Here is a 14749-nt window from a genome sequence, read left to right as displayed (position 1 = left end):
AATGGCCGGCCCTGCAGCGGCGAAGCGAGCCGTTGCAGGGGTGAAGAGGGCGGTTGAGGGGCTTTTGACCCTCCCGGCGTGCTAGAATGCACTGTTCTGATCAGTCCAAGGGCCACGCCCGCCCGGCACGATTTTCTGGCCGGGAAACATCTTTCGACTCTCCAATGGATCAATTCGCTAAAGAAACCATCCCCATTTCCCTCGAAGAAGAGATGCGCAAGAGTTACCTCGATTACGCCATGAGCGTGATCGTGGGTCGGGCACTGCCGGATGTGCGCGATGGCTTGAAGCCCGTGCACCGCCGCGTGCTGTATGCGATGCACGAGATGAACAACGTCTGGAACCGCCCGTTCGTGAAGTGCGCGCGCGTGGTCGGCGAAGTCATGGGTAAATACCACCCGCACGGCGACGCCTCCATCTATGACACCCTGGTGCGCATGGCCCAGGACTTCTCGCTGCGCTACACCCTGGTCGACGGCCAGGGCAACTTCGGTTCCATCGACGGCGACGGTGCGGCCGCGATGCGTTACACCGAGTGCCGCCTGGACAAGATCTCCAACGAATTGCTGGCCGATATCGAAAAGGAAACCGTCGATTTCGTGCCCAACTACGACGGCAAGGAAAAGGAACCCTCGGTCCTGCCCACGCGCATTCCCAACCTGCTGGTCAACGGCTCCTCCGGCATCGCCGTGGGCATGGCCACCAACATCCCGCCGCACAACATCACCGAAGTGATCAACGGCGCGCTGCACCTGCTGGCCAACGAACATTGCACCATCGATGAACTGATCGAGCTGGTGCCGGCACCGGACTTCCCGACCGGCGGCATCATCTATGGCGTCTCCGGCGTGCGCGATGGTTACCGCACCGGTCGTGGCCGCGTGGTCATGCGCGCCAAGACCCACTTCGAAGAGTATGGCCGCGAAGGCCGCATCGCCATCATCGTCGATGAGCTGCCCTACCAGGTCAACAAGAAGGCGCTGCTCGAACGCATCGCCGAGCTGGTGCGCGACAAGAAGCTCGAAGGCATCTCCGACCTGCGCGACGAGTCCGACAAGTCGGGCATGCGCGTGGTGATCGAACTCAAGCGCGGTGAAGTGCCGGAAGTGGTGCTGAACAATCTGTACAAACAGACCCAGCTGCAAGACACCTTCGGCATGAACATGGTGGCGCTGGTCGATGGCCAGCCGCGCCTCTTGAACCTGAAGCAATTGCTGGAATGCTTCCTGTCGCACCGCCGCGAAGTGGTCACCCGCCGTACCGTGTTCGAGCTGTGCAAGGCGCGCGAACGTGGTCACGTGCTGGAAGGCCTGGCCGTGGCGCTGGCCAACATCGATGACTTCATCGCCATCATCCGCGCCGCACCGACCCCGCCGATCGCCAAGGCCGAACTGATGACGCGCGCCTGGGATTCGTCCATGGTGCGCGAGATGCTGGCCCGTGCCGGCGAAGCCAACGAAGGCGGCATCGAAGCCTTCCGTCCGGAAAGCCTGCCGGCCCATTACGGCATCCAGTCCGATGGCCTCTACAAGCTCTCCGACGAACAGGCCCAGGAAATCCTGCAGATGCGTCTGCAACGCCTGACCGGTCTGGAGCAGGACAAGATCGTCAACGAATACAAGGACGTGATGGCGCAGATCGCCGACCTGCTGGATATCCTCTCCAAGCCGGCCCGCGTGACCGCCATCATCACCGACGAACTCAACGCCGCCAAGAACGACTTCGGCATCGGCGCCAAGGACGAGCGCCGCTCCACCATCGAGCACAACGCCACCGACCTGGCCACCGAAGACCTGATCACCCCGCAGGACATGGTGGTCACGCTCTCGCACACCGGTTACATGAAGTCGCAGCCGGTCTCCGAGTACCGCGCGCAAAAGCGCGGCGGACGCGGCAAGCAGGCCATGGCGACCAAGGATGACGACTGGATCGACCAGCTCTTCATCGCCAATACGCACGACTACATCCTCTGCTTCTCCAACCGTGGCCGCCTGTACTGGCTGAAGGTATGGGAAGTGCCGCAGGGTTCGCGCAATTCGCGCGGCAAGCCCATCGTCAACATGTTCCCGCTGCAGGATGGCGAGAAGATCACGGTGATCCTGCCGGTGTCGGGCGCCAACCGCAGCTTCCCGGATGACCGTTACGTCTTCATGGCGACCAGCCTGGGCACGGTCAAGAAGACCCCGCTGTCGGACTTCTCCAATCCGCGCAAGGCCGGCATCATCGCGGTCGACCTGGATGAGGGCGACTTCCTGATCGGTGCTGCCCTGACCGATGGCGCGCATGACGTGATGCTGTTCTCCGACGGCGGCAAGGCCGTGCGTTTCGACGAAAACGATGTGCGTCCGATGGGCCGTACCGCCCGTGGCGTGCGCGGCATGAACCTGGAAGAAACGCAGCAGGTCATCGCCCTGCTGGTGGCCGAGAACGAACAGCAGTCCGTGCTCACCGCCACCGAAAATGGCTTCGGCAAGCGTACCCCGATCACCGAGTACACCCGTCACGGCCGTGGCACCAAGGGCATGATCGCCATCCAGACCAGCGAGCGCAACGGCAAGGTCGTGGCCGCCACGCTGGTCGATTCCAGCGATGAGATCATGCTCATCACCACCGGTGGCGTGCTGATCCGCACCCGCGTTTCCGAGATCCGCGAGATGGGCCGCGCCACCCAGGGCGTGACCCTGATTGCAGTGGAAGACGGCACCAAGCTGTCCGGCCTGCAGCGCGTGGTCGAGTCCGATGTGGAAGACGTGATCGGCAGCGAAGGCACCGAGGCCGCCGGCGGCGAGACACCTGCCGCAGGCGAGTAAAGCAAGTCCAGGGCGGCGGGCAACGCGCCTGCCGCCTTTTTTGATGGCGAACGCAGAAATGGTCTATAACTTTTCCGCCGGTCCGGCGGTATTGCCCAAGGAAGTGCTGCAACAGGCAGCCGATGAGATGCTGGACTGGCATGGCAGTGGCATGTCGGTCATGGAGATGAGCCATCGCGGCAAGGAATACATGTCCATCATCGAAGCCGCGCTGGCTGACGTGCGCGCGCTGATGAACATTCCTTCCAACTACAAGGTGCTGTTCCTGCAGGGCGGGGCCATCGCCGAGAACGCCATCATCCCGATGAACCTGGCCGCGCTGCGTTCGCCGGCCGGCAAGCACGAAGCGGGCGTGGCCGACTACATCAACACGGGCTCCTGGTCCACCAAGTCGATCAAGGAAGCGGGACGCTACTGCACCGTGAACGTGGCCGCCTCCTCGGCCGACCGCAAGTTTGCCAGCATCCCTGCGCGTGCCGACTGGAAGCTCTCGCGCAATGCCGCCTACGTGCACATCTGCAGCAACGAGACCATCGATGGCGTCGAGTACCAGTACACGCCGGAAGTTGCGGCCGATACCGATGGCGCACCGCTGGTGGCCGACATGTCCTCGCACATCCTCTCGCGCGAGGTGGATGTGTCGAAATACGGCGTCATCTATGGAGGCGCCCAGAAGAACATCGGCCCGGCCGGCGTGACCATCGTCATCGTGCGCGAAGACCTGCTGGGACACGCGCTGCCGTTCTGCCCCTCGGCCTTCGACTGGAAGATCGTGGCCGACAACGATTCCATGTACAACACCCCGCCGACCTACGCGATCTACATCGCCGGCCTGGTGTTCCAGTGGATCAAGCGCCAGGGTGGTGTGGCCGCGCTGGAAGCGCGCAACATCGCCAAGGCCGAACTGCTCTACGGCTACCTGGACAGCACCGATTTCTACAGCAACCGTATCGCAGCGGATTGCCGTTCCCGCATGAACGTGCCGTTCTTCCTGCGCGACGAGTCGCTCAATGACACCTTCCTGGCCGGCGCCAAAGAGCGCGGCCTGCTGCAGCTGAAAGGCCACAAGTCGGTCGGCGGCATGCGTGCATCGATCTACAACGCGATGCCGATCGAGGGCGTACAAGCCCTGGTCGATTATCTGAAAGACTTCGAACAGCGGCACGGCTGAGGCCGCACCTCCCCGGGCGCGTTGCCCGTGCGGTGCTGGTCTTCTGCCACGCCCTGCCAACGCCACGCCAAACAGCGCCGCAGGCCGGTCTTCGCGCCGGCATGCGGCCTGCAGACACTGAAAGAGCAAGATGAGTGACGACAAGTTGCTGCCCCTGCGCCAGAAGATCGATGCCATCGATGCGCAGATCCTCGACCTGCTGAACCAGCGCGCGCGCGTCGCGCAGGAAGTGGGCCACGTCAAGGCCGAGACCAACGCCCCGGTGTTCCGCCCCGAGCGCGAAGCCCAGGTGCTGCGCCGCGCCGCCGACCGCAATCCCGGTCCCTTGCTGGGTACCGATATCCAGACCATTTTCCGCGAAGTGATGTCGGCCTGCCGCGCGCTGGAAAAGCGCGTGACGGTGGCCTACCTCGGCCCCGAAGGCACCTTCAGCGAACAGGCGGTGTACCAGCAGTTCGGCCATGCCATCGAGGGTTTGCCGTGTGTGTCGATTGATGAAGTGTTCCGCGATGCCGAAGCCGGTACCGCCGATTTCGGCGTGGTGCCCATCGAGAATTCGTCCGAAGGCGTGATCAATCGCACCCTCGATCTGCTGCTGCAAACCACCCTGACCATCAGCGGTGAAGTGGCCATTCCCGTGCATCACAGCCTGATGACGGCCAGCGGCAACATGGACGGCATCACCCGCATCTGCGCCCACTCGCAGGCCCTCGCCCAGTGCAATGCCTGGCTCAATATGAACTATCCTGCCATCGAGCGCCAGGCGGTGGCCTCCAACGCCGAGGCCGCGCGCATGGCAGGTGAAGATAAAAGCGTGGCGGCCATCGCCGGTGAAATCGCCGGCCAGAAGTACAGCCTGCAAACCGTCAATGCCCACATTCAGGACGATCCGCACAACCGTACCCGCTTTGCCGTGATCGGCCGTTTGCGCACGGCGCCGTCGGGCCGTGACCAGACTTCCATCGTGCTGTCGGTGCCCAACAAGGCCGGTGCGGTCTACAACCTGCTGGCGCCGCTGGCGCGTCATGGCGTGTCGATGACGCGCTTCGAGTCGCGTCCGGCCCGCATGGGGGCGTGGGAATATTATTTCTACGTCGATCTGGAAGGTCACGAGCAGGATGAAAAGGTTGCCAAGGCGCTGGAAGAACTGCGCCAGAATGCCGCCTTCTTCAAGCTGCTGGGCTCCTATCCGCTGGGCCTGTGAGCGCCTGTCGTCCTGCCACTCTTCAAGGCTGAATTCAACGTGTTCAAGAAAGTCGTCATCTTCGGCGTGGGTTTGATCGGCGGCTCGTTCGCCCTGGCCCTGCGTCGTGCCGGCCAGGCCGCGCACATCGTCGGCGTGGGCCGCTCGCTGGCCAGCCTGGAGCGTGCGCGCGCGCTGGGCATCATCGATGCCATCGCCACCGATGCGGCCGCTGCCGTCCCCGGCGCCGACCTGATCCTGGTGGCCGCGCCGGTGGCGCAGACCGAAGCCATCCTCGCTTCCATCAAGCCGCATCTGGATGCCCGGGCCATCGTCACCGACGCCGGCAGTACCAAGAGCGATGTGGTGGCTGCCGCCCGCAAGGCGCTGGGGGAGCGCATTGCGCAGTTCGTCCCGGCGCATCCGATTGCGGGCCGTGAAAAACATGGTCCGGAAGCCGCGCTGGCCGAACTGTATGAAGGCAAGAAGGTGGTCATCACCGCCTTGCCCGAGAACCGCGATGCTGACGTCGAGACTGTGGCGCAAGCCTGGCGTGCCTGTGGCGCGATCATCCATCGTCTCTCGCCGCAGGAGCATGATGCGGTGTTCGCTTCAGTGAGCCATCTGCCGCACGTGCTGGCCTTCGCGCTGGTGGACGACATCGCCGCCAAGCCGCATGCCGACACGCTGTTCCAGTACGCTGCCAGCGGTTTCCGCGATTTCACCCGGATTGCCGCTTCCTCGCCGGAGATGTGGCGCGACATCACGCTGGCCAACCGCGATGCGCTGCTCACCGAAGTCGATGCCTACCTGGTGCAATTGCAGGGCATCCGGGAGATGATTGCGGCAGGCGATGGTGCTGCCATCGAGCGGGTCTATGCCAATGCCCAGCATGCGCGGCTGCAGTGGGCGGCGGCCATCGAAGCGGCCGAACGCAAGGCTTCCTGAATCATTCTTCCCGGCAACGATGTGACGGCCGCCCGGGCGGCCGGATTGCTCCACCGACTCATCCACAGAAAAGCAACCAAGATGAAACAAGCTTCCTATCCCCGTCATATCGACCTGGCCCCGGTGCATCACGTGCAAGGCACGGTCAAGCTGCCCGGCTCCAAGAGCATCTCCAACCGCATCCTGCTGCTGGCGGCCCTCTCGGGCGGGACCACCCGCATCTTCGACCTGCTGGCCTCCGACGATACCCTGGTCATGCTGATGGCCCTGCAGACCCTGGGCGTGAAGTGGGAGCAGATCGAAGGCACCCAGGATTACATCGTCCATGGCGTCAACGGCGTGCTGCCGGTGCACCAGGCCGATCTCTTCATGGGCAATGCCGGCACCGCGATCCGCCCGCTGACGGCGGCCCTGGCCGTGCTGGGCGGTGACTACACCCTGCATGGCGTGCCGCGCATGCATGAGCGTCCCATCGGCGATCTGGTGGATGCCTTGAACGCGGTGGGCATGCACATCGACTACACCGGCAATCCGGGCTACCCGCCGCTGCACATCCGCCGTGGCCAGCTGACATCGGCGCGCATGAAGGTGCGCGGCAACGTCTCCAGCCAGTTCCTGACGGCCTTGCTGATGGCGGCTCCCCTGATGGCGCGCGAAGAGGCGATGCAAATCGAGGTGGTTGGCGAACTCATCTCCAAGCCCTACATCGAGATCACCCTGAACCTGATGCGCCGCTTCGGCGTGGAAGTCGAGCGTGACGGCTGGCAACAATTCACCGTCAAGCCGGGCCAGCATTATCGCAGCCCCGGTAGCATCCACGTCGAGGGCGATGCGTCGTCGGCCTCGTATTTCCTGGCGGCGGGTGCCATCACGGGCGGCCCGATCCGGGTCGAGGGCGTGGGTCGCGACAGCATCCAGGGCGACGTGCGCTTCGTCGAAGCGCTGCAACAGATGGGCGCCACCATCACCATGGGCGAGAACTGGATCGAGGCGTCTTCCAATGGCCCGCTGAAGGCCATCGATGCCGACTTCAACCACATTCCGGATGCGGCCATGACCATCGCCGTGGCTGCGCTGTATGCCGACGGTCCCAGCACACTGCGCAACATCGCCAGCTGGCGCGTCAAGGAAACCGACCGCCTTTCGGCTATGGCGACCGAATTGCGCAAGCTGGGCGCGCAGGTGGAGGAGGGCCCTGACTACCTGACGGTGACGCCTCCAGCCGAGATCGGCACGGCCGCCATCGACACCTATGACGACCACCGCATGGCCATGTGCTTCTCGCTGGCGGCGCTGGATGGTGCATTGCGGCAAGGCGCCCGTATCCGCATCAACGACCCCAAGTGTGTGGCCAAGACCTTCCCCGATTACTTCGAGGTCTTCAAAAAGATTGCCGAACAAACCTTGATCTGATAAACCCTGTGTTTAACGGAATTAAGCTAAATTATTCACAGATAAGGGGTTCAGGCTATGGAAAAAGCAAAGATACCGGTCATCACCATCGATGGCCCGACCGCCTCCGGCAAGGGCACGGTGGCACAGAAGGTGGCCCGGGAACTGGGCTTCCATTACCTGGATTCGGGCGCGCTGTACCGCTTGACGGCGCTGTCCGTGTTGCGGCGCGGCGTAGCCCTGGATGATGAACACGCCCTGGCCAAGGCGGCCGAGCACCTGCACTGCCATTTCGATGGCGCCCATATCTTCCTGGCCAATGAAGACGTGACCCAGGCCATCCGCGCAGAAAAGGTCGGCAATACCGCCTCCAAGATCGCCGCGCTGATCACCGTGCGCCAGGCTTTGTATGGCCTGCAGTTGTCATTCAGGAAGCCTCCCGGGCTGGTCGCCGATGGCCGGGATATGGGCACCGTCATCTTTCCGGGCGCCCGTCTGAAGGTATTTTTGACCGCCAGTGTAGAGGCGCGCGCCACAAGGCGCTATAAGCAATTGATTGACAAGGGTTTTTCTGCTAATATCGAAGACCTCTCCAGAGATTTGAAGGAGCGCGACGAACGCGACATGAATCGCTCGTCGGCCCCCTTGAAGGCTGCGGAGGGCGCATATCACCTGGATACATCCGACATGACCGCTGACGAAGCGGTGCAGCAGGTACTCAGCTGGTACGCTGCCCTGGGGCACTGAAGGCCGTTGCAAGCTGCTTGAAACGGTACTTTGCGGCCCCATAACGGGCAAGTCCTTGTTGTACCCGTAGTGCCATTGGTGCCCGGCAGATGCAAAGTCTGACGGGTGTTGATAAACCTAACCCAGTACCCATGTCGTCGGCGGCAACGAAGACGGCAGTGCAAGTCAGCCTGATTGCATCACACGGATACCGGCCAATCTTTCTTACTTTCTTTTATGTCTACCACTACCGTTATCGCTGCAGGTGTTGATACCTCCAGCGAATTTGCTGCTCTGTTCGAAGAATCGCTGTCGCGTCAGGACATGCGTTCGGGTGAAGTCATCTCGGCAGAAGTCGTGCGCCTGGATCACAACTTCGTGATCGTCAACGCCGGCCTGAAGTCCGAAGCGTTCATCCCTGTTGAAGAATTCAAGAACGACAACGGCGAAGTCGAAGTCAACGTCGGCGACTTCATCTCCGTTGCGATCGAATCCCTGGAAAACGGTTTCGGCGACACCATCCTGTCGCGCGACAAGGCCAAGCGTCTGGCATCGTGGCTCTCGCTGGAAAAGGCGATGGAGTCCGGCGAGATCGTCACTGGTACCGTCAATGGCAAGGTCAAGGGCGGCCTGACCGTTCTGACCAACGGCATCCGTGCCTTCCTGCCGGGTTCGCTGGTCGACACCCGTCCGGTCAAGGACACCACCCCGTTCGAAGGCAAGACCCTGGAATTCAAGGTCATCAAGCTGGACCGCAAGCGCAACAACGTCGTTCTGTCGCGCCGTGCCGTGATCGAAGCCTCGATGGGCGAAGAGCGCGCCAAGCTGATGGAAACCCTGAAGGAAGGCACCGTCGTCACCGGTATCGTCAAGAACATCACCGACTACGGTGCGTTCGTTGACCTGGGTGGCATCGACGGCCTGCTGCACATCACCGACCTGGCATGGCGTCGCGTGCGTCACCCGTCGGAAGTGCTGTCGGTTGGCCAGGAAATCACCGCCAAGGTCCTCAAGTACGATCAAGAGAAGAACCGCGTCTCCCTGGGCGTGAAGCAACTGGGCGACGATCCGTGGACCGGCCTGTCGCGTCGCTACCCGCAAGGCACCCGCCTGTTCGGCAAGGTCACCAACCTGACCGACTACGGTGCATTCGTGGAAGTCGAACAAGGCATCGAAGGCCTGGTGCACGTCTCCGAAATGGACTGGACCAACAAGAACGTGGCCCCGAACAAGGTTGTCCAGCTGGGCGACGAAGTGGAAGTCATGGTTCTGGAAATCGACGAAGAGCGTCGTCGTATCTCCCTGGGCATGAAGCAGTGCAAGCCGAACCCGTGGGACGACTTCGCCATGAGCCACAAGAAGGGCGACAAGGTCAAGGGTTCGATCAAGTCGATCACCGACTTCGGCGTGTTCATCGGCCTGCCGGGCAATATCGACGGCCTGGTGCACCTGTCCGACCTGTCCTGGACCGAAGCTGGCGAAGAAGCCGTGCGCAAGTTCAAGAAGGGCGACGAGCTGGAAGCCGTTGTGCTGGCCATCGACGTGGAACGCGAGCGCGTCTCCCTGGGCGTGAAGCAACTGGAAGGCGATCCGTTCAACAACTTCGCCGCCCTGAACGACAAGGGTGCGATCGTGACCGGTACCGTCAAGTCGGTTGAGCCCAAGGGCGCCGTGATCCAGCTGACCGACGAAGTCGAAGGCTACCTGCGCGCTTCCGAAATCTCCCGCGACCGCGTGGAAGATGCCGGTACCCACCTGAAGGTTGGCGATTCCGTCGAAGCCCTGGTCATCAACATCGACCGCAAGGCTCGCAGCATCCAGCTGTCGATCAAGGCCAAGGACAACGCCGAGACCCAGGAAGCCATGCAGAAGATGTCGGCTGACTCCAACGCTGCTTCGGGCACCACCAGCCTGGGCGCGCTGCTGAAGGCCAAGCTCGACAACAAGAACTGATCTTCCGGTCACGATGACGAAGTCGGAGCTGATCGCCCGTCTGGCTGAGCGTTATCCGCAACTTGTCGCCAAGGATGCGGATTACGCGGTCAAAACCATCCTCGATGCCATGGTCGACGCACTCGCGACCGGCCAGCGCATCGAGATCCGTGGCTTTGGCAGCTTCGCGCTCAACCGCCGTCCGCCGCGTATCGGCCGCAATCCCAAGTCCGGCGACAAGGTGATGGTCCCCGAAAAACGGGTCCCCCACTTCAAGCCGGGCAAGGAATTGCGCGAACGCGTCGATGCGATGGTCGGCCAGCCAATCCGCGAGGATTGACCCGGCTGGGCCTGTGACCAGGCAGTTCTTGCGGTGCGCAGATGAAGTTTTCTGCGCCCGCGAGCAGTAACATCGGTTGAAAGCTGCACACTCGCACACTGCGAGGTGAACGGGTGTAAAGGCAGATCAACAAAATGAACGGCATCTTTGGATGCCGTTTTTTTTCACGTACAATCCCGATTTGCCCTGGATTGCCCGGGAATGCGCGTGAAACAGGCGCCATTTTTCCGGCCAGCGTAATAATGCTGCGGAGCGATCGTCCCGCTCGTTCATGCTCAGCGGCAATACCACGACCCGCCAGAAAGGATTACGCCATGAAAATACTGTCCCGATTGATCGCGGCCATCCTGTTCGTGTTCTTCTTTTTCTTCGCGCTGCGCAATACCCAGGAAGTGACCCTGCATTTCTTCCTCGGCTATGAACGTACCGACCCGCTGGTGCTGGTGCTGCTGGCCTTCTTCGTGGTGGGTGCGGTGCTGGGCGTATTGGCCATGGCGCCGCTGGCGCTGCGTCACCGCCGCGAAGCTGCGCGCTACAAGAAGGCGCTGTCGCAAGTCCAGAAGCAGCAGGAAGAGATCGCCCAGGTGCAGGCCCAGCCGCCGCAACCTGACAGCGTGATCACCGCGCAGCACATCCTCTAATTGCCCCTCACTGTTTATGGAATTTGAATTTTGGTGGTTGCTTGGCATCCCGGTCTTCTTCGGCCTGGGATGGATTGCCGCGCGGGTGGATATCAACCAGCTGCTGTCGGAATCCCGCACCCTGCCGCGCGGCTACTTCAAGGGTCTCAATTTCCTGCTCAACGAGCAACCCGACAAGGCTATCGATGCCTTCATCGAAATCGTCAAGCTGGACCCTGAAACGGTGGAACTGCACTTCGCCCTGGGCAATCTGTTCCGCCGCCGCGGCGAAACCGAGCGCGCCATCCGCGTGCACCAGAACCTGCTGGCGCGGCCTGATCTGCCGGCCGAGCACCAGGGCCATGCGCTTTACGAACTGGGCCAGGATTACCTGAAGGCGGGGCTGCTGGACCGCGCCGAAGAAACCTTCAACAAGCTCATCGACACCTCCTTCAGCGCCCAGGCGGGCCGCGCCCTGCTGGAAATCTACCAGCGCGAGAAGGAGTGGGAACGCGCCATCTCCGCCGCCGAAATCCTGCAGGCTACCGGCGCCGGCGGCCGCCAGCGCGAGATCGCCCAGTTCTACTGCGAACTGGCCGCCGACGAACTGGTGCGCACCAATACCGAAGCCGCCATGGCCCTGCTGGACAAGGCCCTGGCCGCCGACCGCAAGAGCGTGCGCGCTACCATGCTGATGGGCGACGCCTTGCGCGCCAAGGGCGACATCGAAGGCGCGCTGGAAACCTGGCGCCGCGTCGAGCACCAGAGCGTGCCGCACACTGCCCTGGTGGCGCAGCGCCTGATGGATGGCTATATCGCCGTAGGCCGTCCCCAGGAGGGTATCAACCTGCTGCGTGCCTACCTCGCCGAGGCGCCCTCGATCGACCTGCTGGAAGTGGTCTTCAAGGCCGTACTGGATGCCGATGGCATCGATCCCGCCAACGTGCTGGTGAGTGACGAATTGCGTCGCACCCCCACGCTGCTGGGTCTGGACAAGTTCCTGGAGGCGCGCATGATGAGTGCGCCCCAGACGGTGCAGCCCGAGCTGGCCGTGGTCAAGACCCTGGTGCATGGCTATACGCAGAAGCTGGCGCGCTACCAGTGCAGCCATTGCGGCTTCAAGGCGCGCCAGTTCTACTGGCAATGCCCGGGCTGCAGCCAGTGGGAGACTTACCCGCCGCGTCGTACCGAAGAATTGAACGTCATGAATTGAGGCCCTTGCGGGCCGTATTTGAACTCTGGATCTACCATGAAAATCACCATCATCGGCACGGGCTATGTCGGCCTCGTGACCGGCGCCTGCCTGGCTGAACTGGGCAACGACGTGTTCTGCCTGGACGTCGACCAGCGCAAGGTCGACATCCTCAACAACGGTGGCATCCCCATCCATGAACCTGGCCTGGAAGAAGTGGTGGCGCGCAACCGCGCCGCCGGCCGCCTGCAGTTCTCCACCGATGTAGCCGCCAGCGTGGCGCATGGCGACATCCAGTTCATCGCCGTCGGTACGCCGCCCGATGAAGATGGCTCGGCCGATCTGCAATACGTGCTGGCCGCAGCCCGCAACATTGGCCGTTACATGGAAGGCTTCAAGGTGGTGGTCGACAAGTCCACCGTGCCGGTCGGTACCGCTGACCGGGTGACGGCGGCGATCAAGGAGGAACTGCTTCAGCGCGGCAAGACCGAGCTGAGTTTTTCGGTCGTCTCCAATCCCGAATTCCTGAAGGAAGGCGCAGCCGTCGAAGACTTCATGCGCCCCGACCGTATCGTCATCGGTCACGACCAGACCGCCGAAGGCTTGCGCGCGCAGACCCTGATGAAGAAGCTCTACGCCCCCTTCAACCGCAATCATGAACGTACCTACTGGATGGACGTGCGCTCGGCCGAGTTCACCAAGTACGCCGCCAACGCCATGTTGGCCACGCGCATTTCCTTCATGAACGAACTGGCCAACCTGGCCGATCGTGTCGGCGCCGACATCGAATCGGTACGCCACGGTATCGGCTCGGACCCGCGTATCGGCCACAGCTTCCTCTATGCCGGCTGCGGCTACGGTGGCTCCTGCTTCCCCAAGGATGTGCAGGCACTGGAACGCACCGCGCGCGACTACGATCAGTCGCTGCTGATCCTGCGTGCCGTCGAGCAGGTCAACGATCTGCAAAAGCACGTGCTGGGCAAGAAGGTCGTCAAGCGTTTCGGCGACGATCTCTCCGGCAAGCACTTCGCCATCTGGGGTCTGGCCTTCAAGCCCAATACCGACGACATGCGTGAGGCTTCCTCGCGCGTGCTCATTGGTGAACTGGTGCGCCGTGGCGCCACCGTGGCAGTCTATGATCCGGTCGCCATGAAGGAAGCTGCGCGCGTGCTGGAGCTGGATTTCGCCGATGACAGCGCCCGCCTGCAGCAGATCCGCTTTGCCGCCTCGCCCATGGATGCCTTGCAAGGTGCCGACGCGCTGGCCATCGTCACCGAATGGAAAGCCTTCCGTAGCCCCGATCTGGAACGCGTCAAGGCGGCGCTGAACAGCCCGGTCATCTTCGACGGCCGCAATCTGTTCGATCCGCAGCTCATGGCCGACAGCGGTATCGAGTACTACGGCATTGGCCGTTCACTGCAAGCCCGCGTGCAATAAGGCGCACGCCAATCTGAACAAGAAGGTAGATAACATCGTGGACAAGAACCTTGCAGCTGCCTGGAATTCGGCGCGCATTCTCATCGTCGGCGACGTCATGCTGGACCGCTACTGGTTCGGTGAAGTCAACCGCATTTCGCCCGAAGCGCCGGTCCCGGTGGTGCGGGTCGAGCGCAAGGAAGAGCGCCTCGGCGGCGCCGCCAACGTTGCCCGCAATACCGCCAGCCTGGGCGCGCAGACGGCCCTGCTGGGCGTGACCGGCGACGATGAGCCGGCGCGCGTGATGCAGAGCATGCTCGGCGAGATGGGCATCCGCAGCCATCTCAACCGCGACGCCAGCATCTCCACCATCGTCAAGCTGCGCGTGATCGGCCGCCAGCAACAGCTGGTGCGCATCGATTTCGAAGAAGCCCCCACCGATACCGTATTGCGCGACAAGCTCACGCAATTCAATTCACTCGTGGCGGACTACGATGTGATCATCTTTTCCGATTATGCCAAGGGCAGTCTGGTCAACGTGGCCGAGATGATTGCCACCGCCAAGAAGCTCGGCAAGCGCATCCTGGTCGATCCCAAGGGGGATGACTTCGCCCGCTATGCCGGTGCCTCCGTCCTCACCCCCAACAAGTCCGAGCTGGTGCGTATCGTCGGCCAGTGGAAGAACGAGGAAGATCTCACCGCCCGGGCCCAGAAGCTGCGTGCCGAGCTGAACCTGGAAGCGCTGCTGCTGACCCGTTCGGAAGAAGGCATGAGCCTGTACCGCGAGGGCGAAGTCACGCACTTCCCGACCATGGCGCGCGAAGTGTATGACGTCTCCGGCGCCGGCGATACCGTCATCGGTACCCTGGCCGTGATGCTGGGCGCGGGCGCTTCGCTGGTCGATGCGGTGACCATGGCCAATCGTGCTGGCGGTATCGTGGTCGGCAAGCTGGGCACGGCGACCGTTACTTGCGAGGAGTTGCTGGCGGGCTGATTTGCAGGGTATTTCTAGCTGGATT

At 62.5% G+C, this 14749-nt stretch carries 12 protein-coding genes; all 12 read left to right on the top strand.

Going from position 1 to position 14749, the window contains the following annotated elements; genetic code table 11:
- The first annotated feature begins 164 nt into the window (after positions 1 to 164).
- The 12 genes from gyrA (at position 165) to rfaE1 (ending at position 14724) form a co-directional block, all read left to right on the top strand.
- Positions 165 to 2810: a DNA gyrase subunit A gene (gene gyrA / locus AACH55_RS19155; protein ID WP_338716229.1), complete on the top strand. Its 2646-nt coding sequence runs from the start codon at positions 165 to 167 to the stop codon at positions 2808 to 2810.
- Positions 2811 to 2868: 58 nt separating this feature from the next.
- The gene (serC, locus tag AACH55_RS19150; protein ID WP_338716228.1) at positions 2869 to 3981 is read left to right on the top strand and encodes a 3-phosphoserine/phosphohydroxythreonine transaminase; all 1113 of its coding nucleotides are present in this window, start codon (positions 2869 to 2871) and stop codon (positions 3979 to 3981) included.
- A gap of 130 nt (positions 3982 to 4111) precedes the next feature.
- Positions 4112 to 5185: a prephenate dehydratase gene (gene pheA / locus AACH55_RS19145; RefSeq protein ID WP_338716227.1), complete on the top strand. Its 1074-nt coding sequence runs from the start codon at positions 4112 to 4114 to the stop codon at positions 5183 to 5185.
- A gap of 39 nt (positions 5186 to 5224) precedes the next feature.
- Complete coding sequence (locus AACH55_RS19140) at positions 5225 to 6112, top strand: prephenate dehydrogenase/arogenate dehydrogenase family protein (protein ID WP_338716226.1); 888 nt, start codon at positions 5225 to 5227, stop codon at positions 6110 to 6112.
- 81 nt (positions 6113 to 6193) lie between these two features.
- A complete protein-coding gene (gene aroA / locus AACH55_RS19135) occupies positions 6194 to 7525 on the top strand; it encodes a 3-phosphoshikimate 1-carboxyvinyltransferase (RefSeq protein ID WP_338716225.1) in 1332 nt (443 codons plus the stop codon).
- A 57-nt stretch (positions 7526 to 7582) separates the two neighbouring features.
- Entirely contained in the window at positions 7583 to 8251 is a 669-nt protein-coding gene (cmk, locus tag AACH55_RS19130; protein WP_338716224.1) for a (d)CMP kinase, read from the top strand.
- A gap of 216 nt (positions 8252 to 8467) precedes the next feature.
- Positions 8468 to 10183 (top strand): 30S ribosomal protein S1, encoded by a 1716-nt coding sequence (gene rpsA / locus AACH55_RS19125; protein ID WP_081441923.1) that lies wholly within the window; start codon positions 8468 to 8470, stop codon positions 10181 to 10183.
- Between the two features lie 13 nt (positions 10184 to 10196).
- Positions 10197 to 10502, top strand: a complete 306-nt coding sequence (locus AACH55_RS19120) for an integration host factor subunit beta (protein WP_006462119.1) — start codon at positions 10197 to 10199, stop codon at positions 10500 to 10502.
- Positions 10503 to 10816: 314 nt separating this feature from the next.
- A complete protein-coding gene (locus AACH55_RS19115) occupies positions 10817 to 11143 on the top strand; it encodes a LapA family protein (RefSeq protein WP_338716223.1) in 327 nt (108 codons plus the stop codon).
- A 16-nt stretch (positions 11144 to 11159) separates the two neighbouring features.
- Positions 11160 to 12335, top strand: a complete 1176-nt coding sequence (gene lapB, locus AACH55_RS19110) for a lipopolysaccharide assembly protein LapB (protein WP_338716222.1) — start codon at positions 11160 to 11162, stop codon at positions 12333 to 12335.
- A 36-nt stretch (positions 12336 to 12371) separates the two neighbouring features.
- On the top strand, positions 12372 to 13751 hold the full coding sequence (locus AACH55_RS19105) for a UDP-glucose/GDP-mannose dehydrogenase family protein (RefSeq protein WP_338716221.1): 1380 nt from the start codon (positions 12372 to 12374) through the stop codon (positions 13749 to 13751).
- A gap of 37 nt (positions 13752 to 13788) precedes the next feature.
- Positions 13789 to 14724, top strand: coding sequence for a D-glycero-beta-D-manno-heptose-7-phosphate kinase (gene rfaE1 / locus AACH55_RS19100; protein WP_338716220.1), 936 nt, complete (start codon positions 13789 to 13791; stop codon positions 14722 to 14724).
- Positions 14725 to 14749 lie beyond the last annotated feature (25 nt).

The organism is Herbaspirillum sp. DW155, from assembly GCF_037076565.1.
Taxonomy (GTDB): Bacteria; Pseudomonadota; Gammaproteobacteria; order Burkholderiales; family Burkholderiaceae_D; genus Herbaspirillum.
The sequence above is the reverse complement of the archived record's forward strand: the minus strand, read 5'-3'. Positions and strand labels throughout refer to the sequence as shown.

Coding starts and splice junctions, on each gene's coding strand:
- serC (WP_338716228.1), top strand. CDS start 2,869: ATGGTCTATAACTTTTCCGCCGGTCCGGCGGTATTGCCCAAGGAAGTG.
- AACH55_RS19115 (WP_338716223.1), top strand. CDS start 10,817: ATGAAAATACTGTCCCGATTGATCGCGGCCATCCTGTTCGTGTTCTTC.
- cmk (WP_338716224.1), top strand. CDS start 7,583: ATGGAAAAAGCAAAGATACCGGTCATCACCATCGATGGCCCGACCGCC.
- AACH55_RS19120 (WP_006462119.1), top strand. CDS start 10,197: ATGACGAAGTCGGAGCTGATCGCCCGTCTGGCTGAGCGTTATCCGCAA.
- gyrA (WP_338716229.1), top strand. CDS start 165: ATGGATCAATTCGCTAAAGAAACCATCCCCATTTCCCTCGAAGAAGAG.
- aroA (WP_338716225.1), top strand. CDS start 6,194: ATGAAACAAGCTTCCTATCCCCGTCATATCGACCTGGCCCCGGTGCAT.
- pheA (WP_338716227.1), top strand. CDS start 4,112: ATGAGTGACGACAAGTTGCTGCCCCTGCGCCAGAAGATCGATGCCATC.
- lapB (WP_338716222.1), top strand. CDS start 11,160: ATGGAATTTGAATTTTGGTGGTTGCTTGGCATCCCGGTCTTCTTCGGC.
- AACH55_RS19105 (WP_338716221.1), top strand. CDS start 12,372: ATGAAAATCACCATCATCGGCACGGGCTATGTCGGCCTCGTGACCGGC.
- rpsA (WP_081441923.1), top strand. CDS start 8,468: ATGTCTACCACTACCGTTATCGCTGCAGGTGTTGATACCTCCAGCGAA.